20 protein-coding genes and 1 pseudogene are annotated in these 24,157 nt (G+C 58.1%); 11 read left to right on the top strand and 10 right to left on the bottom strand.

The features are described from left to right. A pseudogene (locus tag U9R61_RS17975) lies at window positions 1-211 on the bottom strand (hypothetical protein); the annotation flags it as partial. A gap of 66 nt (window positions 212-277) precedes the next feature. Further along, window positions 278-2,290 carry a transketolase gene (tkt, locus tag U9R61_RS17970; RefSeq protein WP_322490189.1) on the bottom strand — a complete coding sequence of 671 codons (2,013 nt, stop codon included), beginning with the start codon at window positions 2,288-2,290 and terminating at the stop codon, window positions 278-280. A 649-nt stretch (window positions 2,291-2,939) separates the two neighbouring features. Between tkt and U9R61_RS17965 the strand changes: the two genes are divergently transcribed. The 3 genes from U9R61_RS17965 (at window position 2,940) to hisF (ending at window position 5,206) form a co-directional block, all read left to right on the top strand. After that, window positions 2,940-3,440 (top strand): hypothetical protein, encoded by a 501-nt coding sequence (locus U9R61_RS17965; RefSeq protein ID WP_322490188.1) that lies wholly within the window; start codon window positions 2,940-2,942, stop codon window positions 3,438-3,440. Between the two features lie 51 nt (window positions 3,441-3,491). Beyond that, window positions 3,492-4,280 carry a hypothetical protein gene (locus U9R61_RS17960; protein ID WP_322490187.1) on the top strand — a complete coding sequence of 263 codons (789 nt, stop codon included), beginning with the start codon at window positions 3,492-3,494 and terminating at the stop codon, window positions 4,278-4,280. Window positions 4,281-4,426: 146 nt separating this feature from the next. Beyond that, entirely contained in the window at window positions 4,427-5,206 is a 780-nt protein-coding gene (hisF, locus tag U9R61_RS17955) for an imidazole glycerol phosphate synthase subunit HisF (RefSeq protein WP_322490186.1), read from the top strand. Between the two features lie 29 nt (window positions 5,207-5,235). Here the strand turns inward: hisF and U9R61_RS17950 are convergent, their stop codons facing one another. Further along, window positions 5,236-7,218, bottom strand: coding sequence for an NHL repeat-containing protein (locus U9R61_RS17950; protein WP_322490185.1), 1,983 nt, complete (start codon window positions 7,216-7,218; stop codon window positions 5,236-5,238). Between the two features lie 222 nt (window positions 7,219-7,440). On the opposite strand from U9R61_RS17950, the gene U9R61_RS17945 reads away from it, so the two are divergent. Genes U9R61_RS17945 through U9R61_RS17935 form a run of 3 tightly spaced genes read left to right on the top strand, consistent with a single transcriptional unit; the run spans window position 7,441 to window position 10,867 of the window. Continuing rightward, complete coding sequence (locus U9R61_RS17945; RefSeq protein WP_322490184.1) at window positions 7,441-8,565, top strand: glycosyltransferase family 4 protein; 1,125 nt, start codon at window positions 7,441-7,443, stop codon at window positions 8,563-8,565. Then, a complete protein-coding gene (locus U9R61_RS17940; RefSeq protein WP_322490183.1) occupies window positions 8,562-9,674 on the top strand; it encodes a glycosyltransferase family 4 protein in 1,113 nt (370 codons plus the stop codon). The genes U9R61_RS17945 and U9R61_RS17940 overlap by 4 nt, the downstream gene beginning before the upstream one ends. Then, complete coding sequence (locus U9R61_RS17935) at window positions 9,671-10,867, top strand: glycosyltransferase family 2 protein (RefSeq protein ID WP_322490182.1); 1,197 nt, start codon at window positions 9,671-9,673, stop codon at window positions 10,865-10,867. Before U9R61_RS17940 ends, U9R61_RS17935 begins: the two co-directional genes overlap by 4 nt. Before the next feature lie 67 nt (window positions 10,868-10,934). Here U9R61_RS17935 and U9R61_RS17930 read toward each other — a convergent pair whose 3' ends face one another. From U9R61_RS17930 to U9R61_RS17910, 5 genes are all read right to left on the bottom strand, one after another. After that, window positions 10,935-11,729, bottom strand: coding sequence for a hypothetical protein (locus U9R61_RS17930; protein WP_322490181.1), 795 nt, complete (start codon window positions 11,727-11,729; stop codon window positions 10,935-10,937). A 291-nt stretch (window positions 11,730-12,020) separates the two neighbouring features. Beyond that, complete coding sequence (locus U9R61_RS17925; protein ID WP_322490180.1) at window positions 12,021-13,547, bottom strand: O-antigen ligase family protein; 1,527 nt, start codon at window positions 13,545-13,547, stop codon at window positions 12,021-12,023. A gap of 25 nt (window positions 13,548-13,572) precedes the next feature. Further along, entirely contained in the window at window positions 13,573-13,716 is a 144-nt protein-coding gene (locus tag U9R61_RS17920; RefSeq protein ID WP_322490179.1) for a hypothetical protein, read from the bottom strand. A 3-nt stretch (window positions 13,717-13,719) separates the two neighbouring features. Beyond that, window positions 13,720-14,502 (bottom strand): CpsD/CapB family tyrosine-protein kinase, encoded by a 783-nt coding sequence (locus tag U9R61_RS17915; protein WP_322490178.1) that lies wholly within the window; start codon window positions 14,500-14,502, stop codon window positions 13,720-13,722. 91 nt (window positions 14,503-14,593) lie between these two features. Beyond that, window positions 14,594-15,640 (bottom strand): lipopolysaccharide biosynthesis protein, encoded by a 1,047-nt coding sequence (locus U9R61_RS17910; protein WP_322490177.1) that lies wholly within the window; start codon window positions 15,638-15,640, stop codon window positions 14,594-14,596. 305 nt (window positions 15,641-15,945) lie between these two features. On the opposite strand from U9R61_RS17910, the gene U9R61_RS17905 reads away from it, so the two are divergent. After that, window positions 15,946-16,506: an acyltransferase gene (locus tag U9R61_RS17905; RefSeq protein ID WP_322490176.1), complete on the top strand. Its 561-nt coding sequence runs from the start codon at window positions 15,946-15,948 to the stop codon at window positions 16,504-16,506. A 3-nt stretch (window positions 16,507-16,509) separates the two neighbouring features. Here the strand turns inward: U9R61_RS17905 and U9R61_RS17900 are convergent, their stop codons facing one another. Together U9R61_RS17900 and U9R61_RS17895 are read right to left on the bottom strand one after the other, a co-directional pair. Next, window positions 16,510-17,751, bottom strand: coding sequence for a hypothetical protein (locus U9R61_RS17900; RefSeq protein WP_322490175.1), 1,242 nt, complete (start codon window positions 17,749-17,751; stop codon window positions 16,510-16,512). 20 nt (window positions 17,752-17,771) lie between these two features. Continuing rightward, window positions 17,772-19,373, bottom strand: coding sequence for an alpha-L-arabinofuranosidase (locus tag U9R61_RS17895; RefSeq protein WP_322490174.1), 1,602 nt, complete (start codon window positions 19,371-19,373; stop codon window positions 17,772-17,774). Window positions 19,374-19,760: 387 nt separating this feature from the next. Between U9R61_RS17895 and U9R61_RS17890 the strand changes: the two genes are divergently transcribed. The 4 genes from U9R61_RS17890 to U9R61_RS17875 all read left to right on the top strand — a co-directional run bounded on the left by U9R61_RS17890 (window position 19,761) and on the right by U9R61_RS17875 (window position 24,153). Then, window positions 19,761-20,504, top strand: coding sequence for a sugar transferase (locus U9R61_RS17890; RefSeq protein ID WP_322490173.1), 744 nt, complete (start codon window positions 19,761-19,763; stop codon window positions 20,502-20,504). A 15-nt stretch (window positions 20,505-20,519) separates the two neighbouring features. After that, window positions 20,520-22,040, top strand: coding sequence for a WecB/TagA/CpsF family glycosyltransferase (locus U9R61_RS17885; protein ID WP_322490172.1), 1,521 nt, complete (start codon window positions 20,520-20,522; stop codon window positions 22,038-22,040). Then, window positions 22,037-23,737 (top strand): sugar transferase, encoded by a 1,701-nt coding sequence (locus U9R61_RS17880; RefSeq protein ID WP_322490171.1) that lies wholly within the window; start codon window positions 22,037-22,039, stop codon window positions 23,735-23,737. Before U9R61_RS17885 ends, U9R61_RS17880 begins: the two co-directional genes overlap by 4 nt. A 77-nt stretch (window positions 23,738-23,814) precedes the next feature. After that, window positions 23,815-24,153 carry an STAS domain-containing protein gene (locus U9R61_RS17875; RefSeq protein ID WP_322490170.1) on the top strand — a complete coding sequence of 113 codons (339 nt, stop codon included), beginning with the start codon at window positions 23,815-23,817 and terminating at the stop codon, window positions 24,151-24,153. The last annotated feature ends 4 nt before the right edge of the window (window positions 24,154-24,157 follow it).

The following is a 24,157-nucleotide window of genomic DNA, read 5'->3' as shown; positions in this document are numbered from 1 at the left end:
CCACGCGCCCGGCACGCTCAGCCTTGGCGCGCAGCACGTTCACCACGAGGCCCCATCCGGCATCGCTGATAGACTGGGCGAGCGGGTGGGTACGTACCAGTCCCGTGATATTCAATGGCGGCGCTTCATCCCACCGCGAAAGCGTGTGAGCTTTCGCGCCACGGTTTCTGTAAAAATAAAGTGCGGCAGCTAAACTGCCGCACTCAAACATAGGTCGCAGAGGACCTGCCGTGCGGCAACCATACTGCCGCACTCCATTAGGAGCTGCATTTACTCCTTACTGGCGCTGGCCAAGCTGCTCTTTCACCGCCACCACAACACACTCGGCGGTCAGGCCAAATTCGGTGTAGAGGCGCTGGAAGGGCGCGGAAGCGCCGAAGCGATCGACGCCAATGATCGCGCCGCCACAGCCAACATAGCGTTCCCAACCCAGTGATCGCCCAGCCTCGATGGCAACCCGCGCTTTGACTGATGGGGGCAACACGCGCTCGCGGTAGGCTTGCTCTTGCTGATCGAACAACTCGCGGCAGGGCATGCTGACCACCTGCACAGCGATGCCCTCATTCGCCAATTGCTCCGCCGCAGCCAACGCAATTTGCACTTCCGAGCCGGTAGCAATGATGAGCGCTTGGGCAGAATCGGCGGCGCGCAACACATACCCGCCGCGCAAGACGCCATCGGCAGCGCCGAGCTGGGTGCGGTCGAGGGTCGGCACGTTCTGGCGCGAGAGGATCAGCGCGGTGGGACCAGTGGTGCGCTGGAGGGCCAAGCGCCATGCCATTGCCACCTCGTTGGCATCTCCCGGACGCACCACTAGCAGGTTGGGAATGGCGCGCAACGACACCAGATGCTCGACCGGCTGGTGAGTGGGGCCATCTTCGCCGACACCAATGCTATCGTGGGTAAAGACGTAGATGACGCGCAAGCCCATCAACGCCGCCAACCGGATGGACGGGCGCATATAGTCGCTGAACACAAGGAAGGTGCCGCCATAGGGGATGATGCCGCCGTGCAACGCCATACCATTGAGGATTGCGCCCATCGCGTGCTCACGGACGCCAAAGTGCAGGTTGCGCGCGTAAAAATTGTCGCCGCTGATCGACCCTAGCCTTTCCAAATAGGTAAAATCCGAGGTGTGCAGGTCAGCCGAACCGCCGAGCAAACCGGGTATGATCGGGGCCAACGCCTGCAAGACCACGCCGGAAGCAGTGCGGGTGCCTTTAGCCTTCGGATCGGGCGCAAAGATCGGCAGCGCCGCTTCCCAGCCATCGGGCAAGACACCTGTTTGCAAGAGGTTCCATTCAGCGGCCAGTTCGGGGTACGAAGCTCGATAACGGCGCAGCATCGCCTCCCATTCGCGCTGGCGCACCTCGCCGACTTCAACCGCCAATTGCATGTGGTCGTAGACCTCATCAGGCACGTAGAAAGCCGGCTCTTGCGGCCAACCGAGCGCTTCTTTGGTCAAGCGCACCCCCTCGACGCCGAGCGGCTCGCCGTGGGCTTTGTGGCTACCGGCGCGCGGGCTCGCGTACCCGATCACGGTACGGGTTATGATCAGCGAAGGACGCTCGCCGTCAGCGATCGCTTCGGCCAAGGCTAAAGCCACCGACGACATATTGTGACCGTCGGCGTACAACACTTGCCACCCATAAGCGGCAAACCGCTCGGCCACGTTCTCGCTCCACGCCAGCTTGGTCGGCCCAACCAGCGAAATATCGTTGCTGTCGTACAGCACGATCAACTTGCCCAAGCGCAGATGGCCAGCCAGACTAGCCGCTTCGTGTGAGATGCCTTCCATCAGATCGCCATCGCTGGCAATGACGTAGGTATAGTGATCGACCAACGGAAACCCAGTACGGTTAAACTTTGTTGCCAACCAACGCTCGGCAATCGCCATGCCAACCGCCGTGGCAATCCCCTGCCCCAGCGGGCCGGTGGTCATCTCAACCCCCGGCGTCTCGTGATATTCAGGATGGCCGGGCGTGCGGCTACCCCACTGCCGGAACTGTTTCAGTTCATCCAACGACAGATCATAGCCGGTGAGATGGAGCAAAGCATAGAGCAACATCGAGCCGTGCCCTGCCGACAGCACAAACCGGTCACGGTTAGGCCAATGCGGGTCGGAAGGGTTATGCTTGAGAAAGCGGGTCCAGAGCACGTAGGCGGCATCGGCCATGCCAAGCGGCATACCGGGGTGGCCGCTGTTGGCTTGTTGGACGGCGTCGATGGCCAGCGCGCGGATGGCGTTGGCGCACAACTGGTCGATGGCGGTTGTCACGGGTTCATTCATGAGGCAACATCTCCTGATGGTGCGCCGTCGCTCATCGCCGGCGCGAGATCACCACTCTGTGGTTCATCATACCACTGCTTGGCAGGAACGCAGCATGAACAGCGACGATACGATCGTGCGCCTGCGCTGGCAGCGGCGGGTGCGAGGCTGCTATGTTTGCGAAGCCGCAGGCTGGGGAGATGGTGCGCTGGCCTGCGCAGCGGTGCCCAGCCTTGAAGGACACCGCTGCGCGGGCGGGCCCTCACCCCCAGCCCCCTCTCCCGGATTACGGGAGAGGGGGGAGTCGCTGGATTGGCGCAAGACCTGGTGGGAGTGGAACGCAGCAGCGCCCCTCGCCCACGTTGCGGGAAAAGGTTGGGGGTAAGGGTCGGTCATTGCGAGGGAGTGGCGGCACCTAGTCGCACGGGGTGTCGCCACTCCCTCGCAATCTCCCCCGTCAGCGGGAACAAGGCCTGATGGGACTGCGGTCCGCCCTCGCGGGGAATTGCTTCGCTGCGGGGCCGGCTACGTTTACGAAGCCTGCGGCGCGGGCGAGGTATGGTGATCTGCGAGCAGTTGAGGCATTTCAGATCACACTGTTGCATTGCGCGACGCTTCCGGCTACTTTTGTTATGATAGAGCTATAACGATGACCTACCAACGAGGCGTTATGGCCGAACCTTTCCTGATACTTGAAACTGATCCGGCAATTGAAGGCTTGTGGGTGGCGATTGAGACAGCGCGCGCGCCGAGCTACCCGCTCACCGGCGCGGCGTTCCGGCTCACGCGCGCACCGCAGACCCTACACGAGGCGCTAGATGCTGCTGCGCGCGAACTCGACTTTCAACCGCTGGGGCCGCACTGGATCGAGGTGCCGCGCCGGATTGCGGTCAAGATTGCCACGCACATTATCGCCCACGATCTCGCCTACCCTGACGAGATTGTGCCAGCGGCGCAGGCGAGCGAATTGGCCAGCAGGGTATTGGCGCTGGTGGGGTCGCAGGCGCGTTACTTTACCAACGGCGCAGTGAGCGGCGAGTTTGCGATCTATGACGTACAGGGCAATGAAGTGATCGGCTGGCGCTCGCTGAGCGACGCGCCCTTTGACCATGGTCTATTTGCGCTGGATGTTCGGCGCGTGATCGTATTGTGGGCGGAAGATGCGCCGTAGGCGAGCTATACCTTAGCAACGCGATCTGTTGTCGCGTATAATACAAACGTGATGAACCAACCTCGTTCCTTCAATCCATCTGCTGTAACCGCGCCTTTACGCGTGTTGTGGGGCGCATTACGCGATCTGTTCGACGAATTTCTGTTGCTCACGCTGGCCAATATTCTGTGGGCGGCAATGAGCGTGCCGCTGTTTAGCATTGCCTACGTCGCCATGGTGAGCAATGCGGCGCTGCCGGCGGCAGCGGCGGCGCTGGCGGGAGTCGGGCCGGCAGCCCCCGCTTTTGCCGGTTTGTATGCGCTGAGCAAGCGGATTATGGAAGGGCGGACCAGCAAACTCAGCGACTTTTTTGCTGGCATGCGGGCTTACGCCGTGCCGGCATGGCGGCTGTATGGGGTGTGGATGGCCGGGTTGGTGTTGATTTTGTGGAATCTGGCCTTCTATGCCGGCGTTCCCGGTATGTTGGGCGGGGTGCTGATCGGCTTTTTCCTCTACCTCTTTATGCTCTGGTCAGCGCTGATTATCTACGCCTTTCCGCTGATGGTGCTGATGGAACGGCCTTCGCTGAAGCAGATCGCGCGCAATGCGCTGGTGATGATTGTCAGCCGGCCCCTCTATACGCTTGTAACCATGCTGCTGATGGGGTTCATCTTGATTCTGAGCAGTGTGGTGCTGGTGGTGCCTTTCTTGCTCTTTGCTGTTGCGCTGTTGGTATTGTGGAGTACGCGGGCCACCCAGTTTCTGATTGATGAAGCACAGGCCCAAAAAGAAGCGGCTGCTGCTGAAGCGGCGCCGCCAGCGGAGGAGCGGGGCCGGCGCGGGCAGGTGCGACCTAAGTGACAAGGCACAGAGGGTGCAGAGACGCAGAGCGTTTTAACGCAAAGGCGCGAAGATCGCAAAGCGCACAAAGGGTTTGTTAATGTTATGTTATAACGCGCCGCTGGTGATGCAAGCATGAATGGGTTCACAAAAGCAAAGGTGATGGTATGTTAACGCGACGAATTATTCCTTGTCTTGATGTGAAGGCCGGGCGAGTGGTGAAGGGGGTCAAATTCCTCAACCACCGCGACGCCGGTGATCCGGTGGCGTTGGCGGCAGCCTACAACGCCGCTGGCGCCGATGAATTGGTCTTCTACGATATTACCGCCTCAAGCGATGAGCGGGCGATTATGGTGGACGTGGTCGAGCGCACCGCCGCCGAGGTGTTTATCCCGCTGACGGTCGGCGGCGGCTTGCGCAGCGTTGAGGATATGTACCGGATGCTGCGAGCTGGAGCCGATAAGGTGAGCCTGAATACGGCTGCGGTCTACAATCCGAACCTGATTGCCGAAGGCGCGCGGCGGTTCGGCAGCCAGTGCATTGTGCTGTCGGTCGATGCCAAGCGGGTTAACGCACCCGGCGAACCGCCGCGGTGGGAGGTCTTTACCCACACTGGCGCTAACCCGCGCCCGACTGGCCTCGACGCGATCGCGTGGATCAAGCGCGGGATCGATCTCGGCGCGGGTGAAATCTGCATCAACAGTATGGATGCTGACGGCGCGCGCACCGGTTACGATCTCGAACTGCTGCAAGCGATCACCGCCATCTCGCCGGTGCCGGTGATTGCATCGGGCGGGGTTGGCTCGCCGCACGACATGTACCGCGGGATTGTCGAAGGCGGCGCTGACGCAGTACTGGCAGCCTCGATCTTCCACTTCGGCGACTATTCGGTCGTCGATGTCAAGCAGTATCTGGCTGAACACGGCGTTCCGGTGCGAAGGTCGTAGGGACATGGCACCGCAATGTCCCTACGTTATCACGGTACGCCGATTAATGCCACCGCATCGATCTCGCTCCAACTGCCATCGCGCTGATCAAGCGTGATCCGCGCGCCAACGATCCGGGTAAGGGCCTGCTCTACCGTGATCGTGAGCGCGAACGGGCACTCAGGCGCCGGGGCCGGTTCGGCGCGGTAGACCACCTTGGCTGTACCCTGTTCGTCAATCAGTTCGACCAGCGTGATGTAGCCGGGTTGGTGGTTTTGGTAGATGATCAGGCCGGTGGCAAAGACCGGATCGGCAAAGGAGACGGTCAGCGTCTCGCGGCTGCCGGGAGTCGCCGGCGCCCACGCCTTGGGGCTGTCTTGGCACGACGGCACATCAGGCGGCCCGACCACGCCGCTGGGATCGTAATCGGGCGCGTAGAAGCTGCTGGCCGTAGCTGACGCTGCCCACTGCTGCACCGTCTCGCTCGGCGGCGCTTCAGCGACCGGCGTGAGCGCCATTGCTGTCGCCAGCGCATCGGCGTCGGTTTGCAAGCGGAACGCTGTCACCGCGCTGTATTCGCCGCTATTGTCACTCACCCAGACCACGCCACCGGGAGCGGCCACAATCCCGTTGGGCAAGCTCAACTCGCCGGGGTTGGGGATGCTGCCGGGAGCAGCCGGCGCGCCGCCACGGGCCACAATCGTGCCGTCCGGAGCAAGGCGCAGGATCGTGCCGGCATAGGTGGCGAGGTAGAGGTATCCAGCGCGGTCAATATCGAGCACCGGCCCAGCCAATCGGGCAGGATCGGCTGGATCACCCCAACGGGCCAGCACACTGCCGTCAGGGGCCAATTTAACGATCGCACCGGCAAAACTCTCGGCCAGATAGATCGCGCCGCTGCGATCCACCACCAAGTCTGCAGGCGCGAGATCGGGCGGCAAGGCAATCCGTTCCAGCAGACGGCCTTCGGCGCTAAAGCGGACAATACTGCTAGCGGCTAGACCATCAAGGCCGAGACGGGTATCAAGCGCGTACACGCTGCCATCCGTACCAACGGCGATCCGTTGCGGCGCCGACAGGCCAAACTGGTCGGGGGCATCGCCGTGGCCGCCCCACCGGCCAAGAAACGCGCCATCGGCACTGAAGCGGACAATCGCGTTGCGTCCGTAATCGGCGACGTAGAGATCGCCGTTCGGACCAAGCGCAACATCGTAAGCGTCGAGCAATTCATCGGCGCCGAAGGTGGTGCGCAGCATGCCATCAGGAGCAAAGACCCAAATCCCGCGCCCGCTTTCGGCGAGGTAGAGCGCGCCATCGGGCGCTGCCGCCAGCCCGCGCACGGCGACAAACCGGCTATTGGCTGGGCCGCTGCGACCACCCAGCCGCAGCACAAAGCCCGGCGGCCCTGAACGCACAATTTGCGGCTGGGCAGCCACATCAACCGGCGTCGGGGTGGGAGTAGGCAACGGCAACACCTCCAGCGAAGCCACGATCCGTTCAATGATCGGTTGTTCAGCTTCCCAGTCGGCGGCCGCCGCTTGAGCCAACACGCGCACCACCCGCATCTCATCAACCAACACCCACAACCGGCCGGCACTGGCCGGGCCGCTGAGATCGGCGGCCAACCCTTGGGCCGCGCCGATCTGCACCGCTTGGGTAGGCCCAATCGTATAGCCAGCCGACTGGATCAAACTACTCGCCAGTTCAAACACCGTCTCTGGGTTAGCCGCCGCCGGGCCGTATTGCGCGGTCAGCGCCGCCAATGGCGTCGTATCGAGCGCAATTACCGGCCCATTGATCACACCGGTCGCGAGAGTAGCCGCATCAGGGGCAATACGTAACGCACTCCCTTCCACCCGGCTCTGCCATCCATCCGGCAGACGCAATCGCACGCCGAGTTCGGTAAACATCACTTCATTTAGCACGACCGCCGTCGTGCTAGGCGTCACCGGCGCCGGTGTTGGCGGCGGCGGCGCAGCACAAGCCGCGATCAGACTAGTGAGCAGGAATGCGATCAGCAGAGGTACGCGCATGCCGGTTCCTTTTGCCATCAGACCATCATTATTGCACCTGTAGATATACCACATACCGGCAGATGCATGGTTCAGCACCGTGCCAAGCGGTATGACAACATTGCAACCCGATCGAGCGTCAGATTAACGTTAAGGTTATGCTCATTCGCTATACTCAACGTCACAGGCAGGCAGGTTTTCGTTCAAGCGAGACAGCTTCTCTAGATTCGGCAGGCAATCAAGATGAATGGCTCAGCGTTGTACAACATTGGTTTTGTGCTTGAGCAAGCTCTTGGTCACGTCACGCATGCCAAAAACTTGCAGACAAACGTCCGGCGCGATCCTGACGTGCGGCCACACTGGGCACTGATCCCGTTCGAGACAAGCGGGATCGCGGCACAAATACCGATTTACAAAAGCAACTGGACAGTGCGCGCCGGTTTGCGCACTCGCCATTCGCTACGCCGGCTGGCCAAATACGCGACCATCGATGCCCTCTTTTTCCACACGCAGGTGCCGGCGGTATTAAACCCCGATTGGCTCCGCCGTTACCCCAGCATTGTTTCGCTAGATGCCACACCCTTGCAATACGACCAGCTCGGCCCTTATTACCAGCATGAGTCTGGTCCGCAATGGCTCGAACAGCTCAAGTGGCGGCTCAACCGGCGCTGCTTTTGTCTGGCGCGCCATTTAGTCACATGGAGCCAGTGGGCCAAAGAGGGGCTGATCGAGGGCTACGGCGTACCGGCAGATAAGATTACTGTCATTCCGCCCGGCGTGAATGTGTATGAGTGGCAACGCCCCACTCCACACACACGGCACGATGGACCGGTGAAAATTCTCTTCGTGGGGGCCGATTTGGAACGCAAAGGCGGCTTACTGCTGCTCGAATCCTTCCGAGCTCTCCGCCCGCTCGGCGTCGAGCTGCATCTTGTGACAAAAGATCACGTGCCAGCGGGAGAAGGAGTCTTTGTCTACCACGGCATGCAACCGAACAGCGCAGCTCTTAAAGCGCTCTACTCTCAAGCTGACATCTTTGCCCTACCAACGTTTGGTGACTGCCTGCCGATGGTATTGTCGGAAGCGGCCGCAGCCGGCTTGCCTGCCATTAGCACTCGCGTGGCCGCTATTCCTGAAATCGTGCGTGATGGCGAGACCGGTCTGCTTATTCCTGCTGGAGATCAAGCCGCGCTTACCGAAGCGTTGCGCCGTTTGGTCACGCATCCTGACGAGCGACTCCATTTCGGCGAACGGGCACAAGCCCATGTCATCCGGCATTATGACGCAGGCCGTAATGCTGGCCGGCTACTTGATGTGATCAAAGGTGAAATTGAGCTTACTCGCATGCAAGAGAGGATTCCGGCGTGAATCATGTTTTGCTCACCGTTTCGGGAGTGATTCCTCCCGATCTTGAACAGCAGATTGCAGCCGGACGCCGCCCGCGCGCCGATTACCTTGAGCTAGCCCGTCACTTCGATGCGGATCTGCTCGATTACCGCATAGCCCGCGCCACCAGCGGCGTCGTTGGTCGCCTATTTGAGAAATTGGGCGGGCCAAATTTGATGCTGGCATGGGCCTGTTTTACCCGCCGCCATCACTATCAGGCTATCTTCACCGATGGCGAGCAGGTTGGGTTGCCGCTAGCGGCATTGCTCAAGTTTTTTAGCCCCAATCGGCGACCGCGCCACCTAATGATCGTGCATATCCTGTCGGTGCCCAAGAAGATGGTCTTTCTCGACCGATTTGGCGTCCAGAGCCATATTGATCGCTTCGCGGTTTATTCAACATGGCAACAAAGGTTCATTACCAGCCGTTGGAACCTGCCGCAACAGCGGGTGCCCTTTACGCCATTTATGGTTGATGACCGCTTCTTCAACCCCCGTCTCGCCCCACCCCGACCTACGCCGCGGCCCCAGATCTGCGCGGTTGGCCTCGAACGGCGCGACTACCCCACGTTACTGCGCGCTGTCGATGGTCTCAACGCTGACGTAGTGGTCGCCGCGGCTAGCCCGTGGTCGAAACAACGCGATAGCACCCAAGGTCAGGCCATTCCGCCCAATGTCCGTGTGCAGAAGTTTAGCCAATACGAACTACGCCAACTCTACAGCGACAGCCGGTTTTTGGTCATGCCGCTGGAACCGGTGGAGTTTCAAGCGGGCGTGACCGCCATCCTTGAATCGATGGCAATGGAGCGCGCCGTGATTTGTACTCGCACTCCCGGCCAGACCGATGTGCTTGTCGACGGCGAGAACGGGTTATACGTGCCGCCGCGCGATCCGGCAGCCTTGCGCGCCGCGATCGAACGGCTGCTAGCCGAACCGGAAACCGCGACCCGGATGGGGCGCGCTGGTCGCCGGCTGATCGAAGAGCGGATGAACCTTGACCATTATGCCGTTCGCTTAACCGATCTGCTGTACGAGACGCTGGCTGAAGCTGGGGTTGAACCCCTCTCTACCAAGCAAAGGGAACGGCTATGATGTCGTTGGTGTGGCAAGTGCTGGCGATTGGCTACTGGATCATCGGCGGCGCACTGGCGTTGATCGTTGCTTATCTGCTGTTGTTGACGATTGCCGCCTTCTTTGCCCGTCGCACAACACCGCTACGTGACCGGCCCACGACCCGTTTCGTAATCATGATCCCGGCTCACAACGAAGAGCGGCTGCTGCCTGATCTGCTGACCAACCTCAACCAACTCGACTATCCGCGTGAGCTGTACAACGTTCACGTGGTCGCCGACAACTGCACCGACCGCACTGCCGCTGTAGCCAAACCTCACGGCGCGCAGGTGTACGAACGCTTCGATCAAACGCTGCGCGGCAAAGGGTATGCGCTCGAGTGGCTATTGCAGCAGATTTGGCAACGCAATGTGCCGCATGACGCGCTTGTCATTCTCGACGCTGACTCGGTCGTCTCGACCAATTTCTTGCGGGTCATGGATGCCCGCCTCGCTCGCGGTGAACGGGTGATTCAGGCTTATTACACGGTGCGCCAACCCGAAGGCGCGTGGAGCGCCGGAATTCGGGCCGTGGCGCTGATCGTCCTGCACTACCTGCGTCCGCTAGGCCGGATGGTGCTGGGCGGGTCAACCGGGTTGAAGGGCAACGGCATGGTCTTTGCCGCCGAGATTGTGCGTCGCCACCGCTGGACGGCCTCGCTCACTGAAGACATAGAGTACCACATGGCCTTGATTTTGGCCGGCGAACGGGCAATGTTCGCGCCTGACGCGGTGGTGTGGGCCGAGATGCCCGATAGTCTGCGCGCGGCACAAAGCCAAAACGAGCGGTGGGAACGAGGCCGGATGGAGATGGTGCGCAACTACGTGCCCCAACTCCTCCGCGAAGGGATCCGGAGGCGTAGTTTTCTCTTGATCGACGCCGCCATCGAGCAACTCATCCCGCCCTTCTCAGTAGTGACCGGCGCGAGCATTCTGATTGCACTCGCCGCAGTAGCCTTGCGCGATCCTGCAGCGTTGGCGCTGGCTGGGTTCATTCTCGGCGGTCAGATCGTCTACATCCTCAGCGGCTTGATCCTCGTGCGCGCGCCGTGGCCGATTTACCGATCGTTGCTATTTACACCATTTTTCATTGTGTGGAAGTTGTGGCTCTATGCGCGGCTCGCACTCGGCATCAAACCACGTGATTGGATCCGCACCGCGCGGAACCGGTCGTAAGGACACACGGATGTTTTTGGAGGCGCACTGCGGTGTGTTTTTGGAGGCACACGGCAGTGTGCCTCTACTACGGTGCGCGCACGAGGAATTCGATCTGATCGACGTAATATTGCGGCACGAGATCGCTGCTCGTTTTGAGGTAAAAACCGGTTACGTAGGCATATTCCGGCTCGTAGATCAGATCATCAAGCCAGACATAAACCTCGGCCCACTCACCAGGCGCAATTGCGCGATTGAGACCGAGAAAGTAGAGGCGGGTTTCAGGGAAGAGCGGCTCGGCACTATCAGTCACCCGTCCTTCCAACGTTACTGAATTATCGTCAGGCATCCAATACGGCACGCGATTGCTCCCCACCACTGAAATCGTCATAGCATCATTGGCAAGCGGTGTATCGCCGCCGCTCAGCCGGAGCCGCAGCGCCGCCACTTGATCGCGCCGCAACTCAATTCCGCTCTCGCGGGTGAGGGTGAAAAAGAGGATGCCGGTGCTCTCACTCGGCGTGACTGCAATCGCGGCTCGACCCAGCGCGATAACATTTGTCTGGGTTAGCGACAAACTGCTCAACAACGCGCTGTGCTCCACACTCCAACCCGGACTGAGGTCGTCACGGTAGACCGGCACGATCTGAAGATTACTCGTGTCATTACTGGTCACGGCAGTAGCAGTTGCCGCTAGATGCGTTGGCCATGGCGTGAAGGTCAGCAGTGGTATAAACGGAGTAGCAGTTGGGCGTTCTTGAAAAAAGGGTGCGATAGTTGGCGTGGGGGCAACAATAGTTGGCGGGTCAAAGCCCACACGGCGGCCACAACCGGTCAGGGCGATAAGCAGGCAAAGAATGAAACAAGCAAGCCGCACACGCATACGACCTCTGAATAAGAGCGCAGACCTAGCGGAACGATTGTTTTGAAGAAGCCTATTGCTGACAGCCACTATCGTTTCGGTGCTGCGAACGCATATCGACACAGCGATTTGTATGCTTCCCGGAAGTCATGGCCTGCATTGAGCTGGGAAACGCCCGCACAATGACATACAAACGCCAATCACAAGCATCCCGCTAGTGAGAGATAGCTGCACCGCTAGCGGCGGGCGATGATTGAGGGCCAACGTTGGCATACTGCGTCGCCAGTAACATCCAACTCATCTCAACAACCACTAGCTGCGATCAGAGGGCGGCTGGAACACACGCCATGGCCTCACCGGTGCCGGCTTGCTGGCGGCAATTTGCGGCATCGCATTGATCACACCCATCATTGTACCGACAAACACCATGCTGCCACCTTCCCATGACATGTCAACGTAGGCATAGACAAAGTGGGTAAAGATATAGAGGGTCGCAGTAAGCGCAAACACTCGCAATTGACCACGCGGCATTAATCGCACCATCCGCGCCCCATAGAGCATTGTAAGCGCTAATAGGAGGATGAGTGCATAAAATCCGATCACACCGATCTTCATCCAAACCCACATAATCGAGTTATGCGTGATATATTCCCACCATTCAAAGAAGCTAATATCAGGCATCGGCACAATCATGTAAAACTTATTGCCAAAGCCGATACCTGTTAACGGCGCTTGGCGAATGGTGAACATAATATTAATATTTTCCAAATCCCGATAGATATTCGAGGCTGCATCACGGGCGCTCGCTTGGCCGATCACTGAGCGCACGGCCCGAGCTAATATACCGAGTGGCCCCTCATTGTTCCAGAAGATCATCAAATATGCCGCCACTGCTATTGCACCGGTTGGCGCAATCAGATAAAACAGGCGACGATGTTCGAGATAAAGCAGCAACACAATCAAGCCAATTGCCATCCCCAAGGTCAAAAAGCCAGCACGGCGAAAATTGGCGACAAGGCTAAACAGCACAAACGGCGCCATCAAGACCATTGAGAAACGACGGGCGGTGGTGTCATAGTAGAGCCACGCCGCAATCAAGAGCACAAAGAAGAAATTGAAGTGGATCGACATCGCATGCTCGGCGATCCGCTCCACCCCCTCCAAATCCCACTTCAACACATCATGCACATACCAAACGCCGGCCATCCCCTTGGCAAACAAGGCCACGGTCGCAACCCAAAAAAGCGTATTCAATTGGGCGCGCGTTTCGATCAGATTGCTCGCCAACAGCAACATGAGCGGCAAGTAAAAGATTGAACGCACTTCCCAGAGCGCAATCACGCGATTACCGCCATTGGCTAACCCGTACCCCAAGCCAATCGCGTTAAAGATCAAAAAGAGCGCCGCCGGCCAAAAGAGCGGGCCAAAATGAATCCGCAACCGCCGTTCCGCCACCGCACGCACAAACCATACCACCAGTGTCCAAACAATTGTCAGCTCTTGCGGGCTAAACGAAAACGAGTCGGACACATACATGATCGACTCGAGACTGGACAGATTCTTGGTGAAGGGATACCACGGGTGCAGCGAGCGATCGCCAAACAGGGTCAAACCAAGAATGGCATACAGGCCGAAGCGCGGTTGGATCGCAGTCGCGAGCAGCACCCCGCCGAAAAGCAAAAAGGCCAGCACCGATTCGGGCGCTATCCGGCGGCGCAACAAGAGCATCACCACGCCGGTTAGCGCCACCACGGCCATAAACAGGATCCACCAGCGCCGTTCGTTACGGCGGGCGACAGTCATGACATCGGGATAGCGGGGAACGAGCAGATCAAGCATAATGCCACGCTGGCCTAGATACCGGTCAAATGAGGTTAAAGAAGTAGTAGGCAGCAACCACTGCAGCGCTCAACACGATCATCAGCGGCACCAGATCACGCATGCGCCAATGCGGTGTTAGCACACCAATGAACAAGCACAACACTAAAAAAGCGACAAAGAACTTCATGCCTTACTCCTGTGGAATGAGGCGATGGATCCAGCGCGGGGTTGCAATCTGCGCTTGATTAAGGATCACCCCTAACACTGGCACATGCTGAATGTCGTTGAGCGCACGTTGCACCTCGGTGATCGGTGTCACCCCCTGGCGCACAACGAGCGCACATGCGGTTGCCAAAGCGACGAGCGCCAACGAGTCACTGACTTCCAACACCGCCGGCACATCGAGCAACACGTGATCAAAGCGTTCGCTAAGCGTGTTGAGCAGGGATCGCAATTCGGCGCTGCGGGCCAGCAGCGGTCGTTGTTCAACCGTCGCAGCGCCAGCGGGCAGCAACCACAACCCAGCATGGTTCGTAGCGAGCAATGCTTCATCGAGGGTAACTTGCCCGCGCAACACTTCAGCCACACCGGGCAATACCGGCAGCGGCGTCGGCGTCGGGGCTGGTTCCCGGCGTTTGCCCCGTCCGCTGGCTAGCGGTGGCGGGTTAAGGTTGGTCAGCATCCCCGGCGCCAACCAATTGAATTCGACGGCGCAAACCCGCCGGCCAGTATCATGGGCAAGAGTGACAGCGCTGGCTAAGGTGATGTAGCTAACCCCCTCGCCGCGCAATGCTGCCGTGAAGCCGATCCGGTCAGGCAACCGCTGGCCGACGAGCAAATCGGTCACCATCCGGCGAAGCTGGCTAATCTGCGGGCCGGCAAAGATGCGGCGCAGACTGCCATTGGCCGTCTCGATCAGCAACGGTAATTCAGCGGGGGCCGCCGTGGCGGATTTTTTCCGCAATTTTAACATAACCTCATTCCTTGCAAGCAATGGGCCGGCTCAGCGCATCTGCACCCGTTAGCACATCTAGACAGGGCCCGAAAGCGATTTCCACGGCCAATCACACCTCTTGCGGCTGCAGCGAAGGCCGCTCCGCTTCGGGCGCGGCTGCCGCGACTACAGCCGGCGGCGTTACCTCTTGATTAAACGGCACGAGCGCCAAGAGCGGCACATTAAGCCCGTGACGCACATCGACCGGGAAGCGCAAGCTACGATCGAGCAGCGCGCCGCCGCCGATCAGACTGACCGACAAGAATACGCCAATCGCGACAAAGATGATCATATTCTTGACGAAGCCGGTGAGCGAGAATTCGGCTTTCTGCGGCAATTCGGGCTGGTCGATGATCTGATACGTCTGCCGGATCAGGCTCTCATTCTTTACCAGCGCCAACCGGGCGCTCTCTTCATTTTCGCGCACGGCGATCAATCGCTCTTCAGCCCGCTCCAGTGCTGCCCGCAACTGATCAAGCTGGAACTGCTCGCTGGGCGGGCGTTCGCCGCGCACCGGTTCGGGATTGTTGCTGAGAAAGTCGATCAATGCCTGCCGGGCCTGATCAACTTCGGCTTGATACGGCGCAATCAAGCTCTCGAAAAATTTCTGCGCCGCTACGCTCTCTTGGAAATCAGTGTTTAGTTTCCACTTGAGATAAGTATCCATTGTTGCCACTACCAACTGATACGAGAGTTCGGGATCATCAGTCGTGGCCCGGATTTCGACCAACTTATCACCAAGCGAGTTGATGCTGACTTCACGGCGAAAGAAGGTGAACGTTTCCCATACCACCTCTGGGCCGCCAGCCATCAGCGGTTCGAGTTTAGTCTGCTGGATCGCCGAACGGACAAAGGCATTCGTCGCCAGCAATTCACCCAACTCGTTGGCCGTGGCCTGTGCCGGCGTTACCCACCACGAGACATCGGTATTCGAGGAAGTGAGCGAGGCGAGTAGACTATCTTTCTCGACATAGATCTTACCGCTCGACAGGTATTCGGGCGGTGAGAGAAAGATGTAACCGGCACCCAAGATGAGCGCAATGGCGAATGGAGCGAGATTGAGCAATGGGCGGCGGAAAAAGCTCTCTAATAATCTGAGAATGATCAAACGAACCATACGCTACATCCCTCTTGCTGAGTTATCTCATGAACGATGCCTTGCTCATGCTACATGCATCATACCAGCTATAAACGCTCTTTGCATGAATACAAGCTTGTTAATTCGTTATGCAGTGCAAGGCAAACTTGACAGTGTCAAAAGCCACGCATGGCATTAGAACGGCATCAATGGGCCACATTCACCACGCGCAACCACACCCAAGCAGTTAACAGTTTCGTTAGCCGGCGTCAAGCCGCTAGCAGCAAACCCATTGATCTGGCACAATAACCGCTGTAAGCCGGCTATCACGCGAGGAGAACGCCATGCCAGAATCACGTATCGCTAAACTCCGCCGGATCGTGGATGAAGAGCTCGGTGCTTGGCAGCCGCGCTTGATCATTATGAACAGCCTGATTCGCTTGCTGCCGCGTTATACGGCAGCGCGCTTACGACCGCGCTTGCTTCGGTTAGCTGGCTTCGCCATCGGCTACGGCACGGTCATCATGGGGCCGATGCGCTTCCACGGGTACGGCCCGATCCACCGCCGGCTTCAGATCGGCCAACATTGTATTATCAACACCGATTGCTTTTTTGATCTGAACGATTGCATCACGATTGCCGATCACGTGGGTGTTGGTCACGAAGTGATGATTCTGACCGCTTCGCATACAATGGGCGCTGCTGAACATCGCGCCGGCCCGCTAACCACCGCACCGGTAGCCATCGAATCTGGCGCATGGATCGGTGCGCGAACCTTGCTGCTGCCCGGCATCAAGATTGGCGCCGGCAGCGTGATCGCTGCCGGCAGTGTGGTCAATCGTTCGGTGCCAGCCAACACCTTGGTGGGAGGGGTACCGGCTAAGCCGATCCGCACTCTTACGTAAAGTTTACCGGGTGACAATCGGCACCCAATACTTAAACGGTGAGAAGATGGAGATCGTAGCGCCGATTTCATCCTCTTCCCTGGGATCACCGTTATGATTAGGATCAGGATCAAAACCGGGCATCGAAACATCGGTGACGGTAACATTTCCTGAGCGGGCAACCAGATTGACGACATTCCGAAACACGACCGGCCCCGGCGGTGGCTGCACCCAAACGACCAAGCTCAAACGCGCCCGCTGACCGGGAGCCAAACTCTGATTGGCCGCCAATAGTTCAAGGTCGTGCTGACCGTCAAATGACGGATTGACATTAAACACGGCAAACCCGCTTTCAGACATTGAGCTGAGTGAAACAACTTCCCATGCTTCGGCGCTGGCAAACACAGTAGCGAGATCATCCATTGCTTGTACGTCTGCCACCGGATTAGCGCCCAAGTTACGGAACGTGATCCAGTACTCTAGCCGGAAACCCTCTTCACCGTTGCGCGTTTCGGCGACCGGCGGGAAGGCATATTTCGCCACGCCAACTCCGCTCACACACTGCTTGAGGTTAATCTGGGTCATGGCGAAATCATCGCCAAAGGTGCTGTTGGTCAAACTATCAATCTGTAAGGTGATGCTCGTCACATTGTTACCAGTGGTAAATGCAAACTGGATCGGCACCCAGCGATCAGGTGTCTTGGGGACCCTCGTCGTACCTACTGATAGGTTATTGACGCGCAGCTCGATAAGCGGATCGGCAGTGCCATTGGCACTCTTCACCGGGTCGAGCAAATTGTCGAAATAGGCAAAGAAATTGTAGGTGGTGTTGGGAGCTACCGCCACGACCTGCGTCCACAAATTGACCCGGCCATTGCCGGCGAGGTAATTCGCTTCGCTAGGGTTTGAGTAGAAATAGGTATCTGACGGCGGCACATCACGCTGCGGGTCGCCGGGAAACGGGCGGCCATATAGATACGGATTGGCCTCGAAGGGTGGATAGACCACAGTACCCGTTTGGATCGAGAAACCGCCACCGTTGGAGTCATCAGGGTAGACGCTATGACCTCGATTGATCAAGTTTGAGGTAAAGCCCACCACACCTTGGGCAAAATCACCGTTTTGTACCAGATTGGCACCACCCACGATCGTATTGATCGGGCAGCCGCCGGAGCCGGGATCGAGAATTTCAGCGCTAGCATCTTGAGCAGGGACCAGAGCCTGAACCAGAATGACTGCTATAATTAACAACGATACTCTACGCATCACCTTCCTCCTCTATTGCTCTATTGAGGGATGACAAATGTGAGAAGCGTCAGCGTATAGGGCGCAAAGGTATAAGAGTCGCCGCTAGCGACAAGCAACGCTTCTGATTTGGCCAGCGTCACCGTCTCGGCGAGCAAATCGGTCGCGCTTACCACGGTGGCAGACATCTGCCAATCACCTGCTGGCAACGCTATCGTGGCCGTCAACGACTGATCGGTCTTGTTAAGCGCTAGCAGGGTTAATGAGCCATCGGCGCGCCGGCCAGCATACACGCTCAATGTCGTAGCTGGATCAAACGGATGCTGCACGTCCAGCAATTCATCACCAAACTGGCTCCAGAGCAGCAGGGCATAGTATTGGGGATTGGGCGCAAAGGTATCGGCATCGAGCAAGCCATAGTCAGTGCCATTATAGGCTCGCCCATTCGCTAAATCCCACTGATTGGCGATTGCAACGCCGTGAACCGCCATCTGGCCGATAGTATCGGCGATAAAGAACAGATTCACCGCGCGCCGCATCAATTGGCCGTTATCGCTGTCTTGAAATGAAACGAGATTGTACTCGGTGACAGCTACCAGCACTTGCCGGCCAAGATGGCGATCGAATGCGGCGCGCAGATCAGCCATGATCCTCGGCCAACTGCGTTGCGGCTGCTGCAACGCGCCGGCCGGGTTTTCGGGCGGTTGGAAGTACGGGTAATAGTGAACAACGTAGAAATCAAGCTTCTCGCCAGCGCCGGCAATGACGCGATTGCCCCAATCGCTCCAATCGTCGGGCTTTTCCACCCCGACTGCGCCGATCTGAATCGAGCGATCAACCGCTTTCATCGCATCGTAAAAGGCGAGATAGCCATCATAGGCTACCCCGTTAAACGTTGCGCCGCGCAGATATTCATCGGCATCGCACGTCCAGACATCTTCCCAACCCCACTCTGAACAATTCGGCCCTATCTCGCGCTTTGCGCCATACACTTCATTGCTAATTTCCCAGTAGCGAACCGGAAACGGCTCTTGACCAACCACTTCGGCGCGCAATCGCGCCCAATGGCCTACTGTCTGCCAATCACGCCCGCGAGAATCCGGCCCAATTGGTCGTTCATCATCTATAGAACCATTGAAAAACGCCACTAACGCTGCTGCTTCTTGCGCTGAACCGTTGATCGAGACCGTCCAGATTATCTCGGCGTTTACTGTACGCGCAAACCGGAGGAAATCAGACGGCTTTGCCGCCCACGGCCAATAGCAACCTTCCCCACCCGTCTCACAATCGGCCCATGCGTAAGCATTGCTCCAGCTTCCCCCCGGCATCCGTAACAACGTCAGGCCGAGCTCGGCTGTGCGGCTCATAAATGTTTCATCATTCAGACGATATGGATTAAGCCATGCCGGAACGTTGGCGCCGAGCAATTCCCGGGCAAATGGACGCGCCACGCTTGGATCGATCATAATCATGGGGCTAGCTGGCGCTGCGGTTGGCGACGCCGGCACAGCCGAAGGCGATAATGCCGGCGCCGTGGGGCCGGCTGGAGCCACGGCCGTTGGCGCCGGAGCCGAAACCGGCGCTTGGCAAGCGACTAATATGATTACAAACCCGATCCAAAGCCAGCGGGAAACCGTTGCCATACAAGAACCTCATCACGATAGAACAAGAACGCTCAATCGAAAACCGATTCGCCATCCTTACTATGCCACCGCAAGCTGACAAATCAATGGTTATATGCATGGACAAGCGCATGGAAACCGAAGAGCGTTGATATGCTGCAAACAACGTCGCAACGCTAACGAAAGATAACCGTCTATTAACAAAAAACAATCTTTTGGATGACAGTTTACAAGCTGCCACTTATCACGCAAAAAAGCGAGTATATACCATGCAGCAGTATAGTACGAACACCGCACAAAGATTGCCGGCAGCGTGACATATTCGTCACCGCCAGATCTTTTCGTGTAAGCATTTTGTTCGCTTGCTGGTATATAGTAAGAACGAACAAAACCGGAGAGGTGTCAGGTATGAGCACAACTAAACCAATTCCAACAAGCTACGATGCCAAAAGTCAGCGTATGTTAGAAATCTTTGCAAAACGGCGATTTCAGCGCAACCGCGCCAACCAACGCCTGCGTTTTACCCTCTCGCTCTGGGTCATTCGCACCAAGCTCCTCACCCGACTCAAGCGCGTTTTGGATATTACCGTTGCCAGCATTGCAATTGTGTTAACTGCACCGATCATGCTGATTACCGCGATCTTGATCAAGCTTGAATCGCCGGGTCCGGTAATCTTCAAGCAGGTGCGGGTCGGGAAAGACGGCGAACATTTCTATTGTTATAAATTTCGCTCGATGTATGTTGATGCCGAACAGCGGCTGCGTGAATTGCAAGCCCAAAATGAAGCCGACGGCCCCGTGTTCAAAATGAAGCGCGATCCGCGCGTGACACAAGTTGGCCGGGTGATCCGTAAATTGAGCATTGACGAACTGCCACAGCTCTTCAACGTGCTGAAAGGCGACATGAGTCTGGTCGGGCCACGCCCGGCGCTGCCCAGCGAAGTTGCCAAATACACCTATGAGCAGCTTGGCCGGTTGCATGCAATTCCGGGCATTACCGGGCTGCAACAGGTGTCAGGGCGCAGCGATCTCGATTTCAAGCGCTGGGTCGAACTCGATCTGCAATACATTGCCGAGCAGAGCATTTGGAAAGATATTGAAATCCTGCTCCGCACTATTCCAGCGGTCTTGCTCGGTCGCGGCGCGTATTGACGAGGATGGAAAGACATGCGCAAACTGCTCGTCATTTTAGGAGTGCCAATTGACAATCTGACCATGGCTGAAGCGCTCGACCGTTGCGATGAATTTGTCGCGACTGGGCGAGCCACTGGCCGGCTGCACCAGATCGCTACGGTCAATGCCGATTTTGTGGTCAACGCCCTCCACGATCCCGAATTACGGCGTATCTTGCAAGAGGCGGATATGGCCACAGCCGATGGCATGCCGCTGGTATGGGCATCGCGACTGCTCGGCGGGCCATTACCCGGCCGGGTCACCGGCGCCGATATGGTGCCAGCGCTAGCCGAACGAGCAGCGCAACGCGGCTATTCGATCTTTTTCCTTGGCGCACGTGAGGGGGTGGCGGCCAAAGCTGCCGCCATCTTACAAGAGCGTTATCCCGGTCTGCGGGTAGCCGGCGTGCTCTCGCCACCGCCAAGCTCGGTACTCGAGATGGATCGATCGGTGGTAGAAGCCGTGAAAGCGGCACAGCCTGATATTGTGCTGGTTGCGTTCGGCAACCCCAAGCAAGAGAAGTGGATCCGGATGTATGCCCACGAGCTGCGGGTACCGATCGCGATTGGGGTCGGCGGCACCTTCGATATGATTGTCGGCGTTACCAAACGAGCGCCGCTCTGGATGCAACGAACCGGGCTAGAGTGGGTCTACCGCCTTGCGCAGGAACCACGCCGATTGTGGAAACGGTATGTTCACGACTTCATCTACTTTGGCTATTTCTTCCTGCGCCAGTGGTGGGCAATGCAGCGCGGCAACACCTTAAGCATGGTTCCGCGAGAGGCGCCTGCCCCACCGCCAGCGCCGCCTGCCGCGCCAACGCCGGTCATTCCATGGCCTGTGCTAGCCGTTGGCTCGCGACTCGACGTGAGCAGTCTTGAGCCGTTTACTCAAGAGGCCAATCGGTTGCTGGAAACGAATCAGTATATCATCCTTGATCTCAGCGCCACCCAATTTCTCGACAGTTCAGCGCTAGGCGCATTGGTGGCATTGGCCAAGCGCGCTCGAACCAATGGCGGCGATATCTTGCTGTTGCGTGTACAAGAACCGATTAACCGCTTGCTTGATCTGCTCAAGCTTGACCGGTTCTTCGAGCGTTTCACCGATTTGCCGGCAATCACCGCATGGATCGAACAACACCAACAGACGCAACTACCAGCACCGGTCACTCATGGCTGGACCATCATCACCGCGCCACGGCTGTTTGACGCAGCTACTGCGCCCGCCTTGCTGGCACAGGCCAGCGTAGTGCTGGAACAGGGCGGGCGCGTGATCATCGATTGCAGCACGACAACCTTTATGGCCAGCGCCGGCATGGCCTCATTGGTGAAGCTCGACCGGCAGGCGCGTGAGCTGGGCAGCGCCCTCCGCATCGCCGGGTGCGCACGTGATGTCTTGCGCACACTCCAGTTAGTGAAGCTCGATCAGGTGCTGTCGATCTTCGCCGATGTGCCGGCAGCGACGGCGGCGCCGTTGATGACTGCAACTGTTGCAACAGAAGGTGCTAAGCAATGACGATAGCGTTGTTACTTGCGACGGCTGAAGAACACCGGTTGCCGCCTTTGACTAGAGTATTGCCAAACGTCTTGCTGCCGGTGGTTGAACGGCCAGTGATGGTAACTACAGTAGAACTACTGGCTCGCGCCGGCATCAAACGAATCCTGATCGCACTGCATGAACAGAGCGCTCTCATCACAGCAGCGTTTGGCAGCGGCCGGCGTTGGGGAGTTGAGATTGAATATATCACCTTGCCCGAAGCATGGGCCGATGGCGGCGCGCTGCGTTGGGCCGGGCCGTTAGTGCATGAGACTTGCCTTGTGCTGCCGGGGGCTGCAATTATCGACTTGCCGATTGAAGCGGCGCTATCCCAGCACCAACGCCACCGCGCGCTCATCACTGCAATCAGCCACACGCCGCGCGATCAGCAAACTGGTCTACGCGCACACATAACACCGGATGGCCTCATCAGCACCATTGTGCCGGCAGCACATAGTCTCGATGCGCCGGAATTGACCGGGGCCTACATCGTTGAACCGGCGCTGATCGCTCAGATTCCGCTCCGCAGCCGCTGCAACATCGCAACCGATCTCCTGCCGCGTCTGCTTGAACAGGGCCAGTTAGTGGGGAACTTTACATTCGACGGCTATTGGAACCCGCTCGGCACATTGGCCGATTACCACGCTGCGCAACAGGTCTTTCTCTACAGCGCATACCGGGCTGCGGATGCGGCAATCACAGACGGGCCAAGCGAAACTGTGCGGTATCCATCAATCAGCGGGCGCCAGATTGCCCCCGGCATCTGGGTGGGGCGCAACGCCTCGATTCATCCCAGCGCGCGAATTGCACCGCCGTTGTACATTAGCGATAACTGTTGGATTGGGCGCGACAGCGAACTCGGCCCCGGCGCGGTGATTGGCGCCGGTTGCATGATCGATGATGAAGCTACGGTCACAATGAGCACGATTTGGCCTGACACCTACGTCGGCCAATTAGTCAACGTCAACCGGCGCATTGTCTATCCGGGTATGATCATCGATCCCGACACTGGTGAACAGACAGCAGTGGTCGATCCGTTCCTGATTGGGCGGGTATCGGCAGTGACGGCGAGCGTGAGCCGGATTGCGAGCGTAATCAATCGGTTAGGAGCATTCTTCTTGCTGATCATCCTGAGCCCACTGCTCTTGCTGAGCGGCCTGCTCGCCGCCATCGGCAACGGCGGGCGCCCATTGATTGGCGTACCGTGCGCAGGTGAACGAGTGGTGCTGGCCAATGGGCAAACGACGCTGCGGTCGTTCACGCTTTGGCGCTGGCGCACCCGACGACCAGATGGGCGCTATCTCTGGTTTGGAGAATGGCTTGAACGGTATGAGTTCCACCGGCTGCCTGAACTCTTGAACGTCATTCGCGGCGAACTCCAACTCGTGGGAGTCAAACCATTGACGCTTCCCGAAGCCGAATTGCTCAGCGAAGAATGGCAGCAACGCCGACATGATGCGCCGCCCGGCATTACCGGGCTATGGTACGTTCAAGCCAACAGCGAGATCGATGCGGTGATTGTGGCCGATGTATACTATAGTGCAATCCGCACGTGGCGAGAAGATCTCAACATTCTATTGCGTACACCCATTGTTTGGCTGCGCCGGACCAAAATGTCAAGCGCTTCAGCCCAAACGATGATCACAGCAGATATCGCGCCACCAACAGGTCAATAGGCAACACACGCCATTTGACTTCTCAACTATCATGCATGTGTCACAGTGAACTATTACTGTAAGGAGAATGGTTGGCCATGGAAATGAAGCCGCAACAAGTCAACAATGTGGCAATTCTTGCAATCGAAGGCCGGTTCGATGCAAATACTGTACCGCCAGTACAACACTGGCTCGAACAGGCAACCGCAACACCCGGTGCGCGAGTACTCGTTGATTTGAGCGAAACCACCTTTGTTGATTCGACGGCATTGGCAACGCTGGTCTCAGCGATGAAACGTTGTCAGCAGAGCAAGGGTGAATTTGCTCTCTGTGGGTTACGGCGCCCGGTGTTGATGATTTTTGAACTGACCCGCCTTGACAGAGCCTTCAACATTTTTGTCGACGCTGACCATGCGTTGGCCGTCTTAAACGCCTGAGGCA

The sequence above is a fragment of the Chloroflexus sp. genome, from assembly GCF_034431535.1.
Classification (GTDB): domain Bacteria; phylum Chloroflexota; class Chloroflexia; order Chloroflexales; family Chloroflexaceae; genus Chloroflexus.
This window is presented reverse-complemented; position numbering and strand designations above follow the sequence as displayed.

Excerpts from the sequence above, each read along its gene's own strand:
- U9R61_RS17885 (WP_322490172.1), top strand. The coding sequence starts at position 20,520 with ATGCGCAAACTGCTCGTCATTTTAGGAGTGCCAATTGACAATCTGACC.
- U9R61_RS17950 (WP_322490185.1), bottom strand. The coding sequence starts at position 7,218 with ATGCGCGTACCTCTGCTGATCGCATTCCTGCTCACTAGTCTGATCGCG.
- U9R61_RS17880 (WP_322490171.1), top strand. The coding sequence starts at position 22,037 with ATGACGATAGCGTTGTTACTTGCGACGGCTGAAGAACACCGGTTGCCG.
- U9R61_RS17935 (WP_322490182.1), top strand. The coding sequence starts at position 9,671 with ATGATGTCGTTGGTGTGGCAAGTGCTGGCGATTGGCTACTGGATCATC.
- U9R61_RS17930 (WP_322490181.1), bottom strand. The coding sequence starts at position 11,729 with ATGCGTGTGCGGCTTGCTTGTTTCATTCTTTGCCTGCTTATCGCCCTG.
- U9R61_RS17920 (WP_322490179.1), bottom strand. The coding sequence starts at position 13,716 with ATGAAGTTCTTTGTCGCTTTTTTAGTGTTGTGCTTGTTCATTGGTGTG.
- U9R61_RS17945 (WP_322490184.1), top strand. The coding sequence starts at position 7,441 with ATGAATGGCTCAGCGTTGTACAACATTGGTTTTGTGCTTGAGCAAGCT.
- U9R61_RS17960 (WP_322490187.1), top strand. The coding sequence starts at position 3,492 with ATGAACCAACCTCGTTCCTTCAATCCATCTGCTGTAACCGCGCCTTTA.
- U9R61_RS17905 (WP_322490176.1), top strand. The coding sequence starts at position 15,946 with ATGCCAGAATCACGTATCGCTAAACTCCGCCGGATCGTGGATGAAGAG.
- U9R61_RS17915 (WP_322490178.1), bottom strand. The coding sequence starts at position 14,502 with ATGTTAAAATTGCGGAAAAAATCCGCCACGGCGGCCCCCGCTGAATTA.
- hisF (WP_322490186.1), top strand. The coding sequence starts at position 4,427 with ATGTTAACGCGACGAATTATTCCTTGTCTTGATGTGAAGGCCGGGCGA.
- U9R61_RS17925 (WP_322490180.1), bottom strand. The coding sequence starts at position 13,547 with ATGCTTGATCTGCTCGTTCCCCGCTATCCCGATGTCATGACTGTCGCC.
- U9R61_RS17875 (WP_322490170.1), top strand. The coding sequence starts at position 23,815 with ATGGAAATGAAGCCGCAACAAGTCAACAATGTGGCAATTCTTGCAATC.
- U9R61_RS17890 (WP_322490173.1), top strand. The coding sequence starts at position 19,761 with ATGAGCACAACTAAACCAATTCCAACAAGCTACGATGCCAAAAGTCAG.
- U9R61_RS17895 (WP_322490174.1), bottom strand. The coding sequence starts at position 19,373 with ATGGCAACGGTTTCCCGCTGGCTTTGGATCGGGTTTGTAATCATATTA.
- U9R61_RS17965 (WP_322490188.1), top strand. The coding sequence starts at position 2,940 with ATGGCCGAACCTTTCCTGATACTTGAAACTGATCCGGCAATTGAAGGC.
- tkt (WP_322490189.1), bottom strand. The coding sequence starts at position 2,290 with ATGAATGAACCCGTGACAACCGCCATCGACCAGTTGTGCGCCAACGCC.
- U9R61_RS17900 (WP_322490175.1), bottom strand. The coding sequence starts at position 17,751 with ATGCGTAGAGTATCGTTGTTAATTATAGCAGTCATTCTGGTTCAGGCT.
- U9R61_RS17910 (WP_322490177.1), bottom strand. The coding sequence starts at position 15,640 with ATGGTTCGTTTGATCATTCTCAGATTATTAGAGAGCTTTTTCCGCCGC.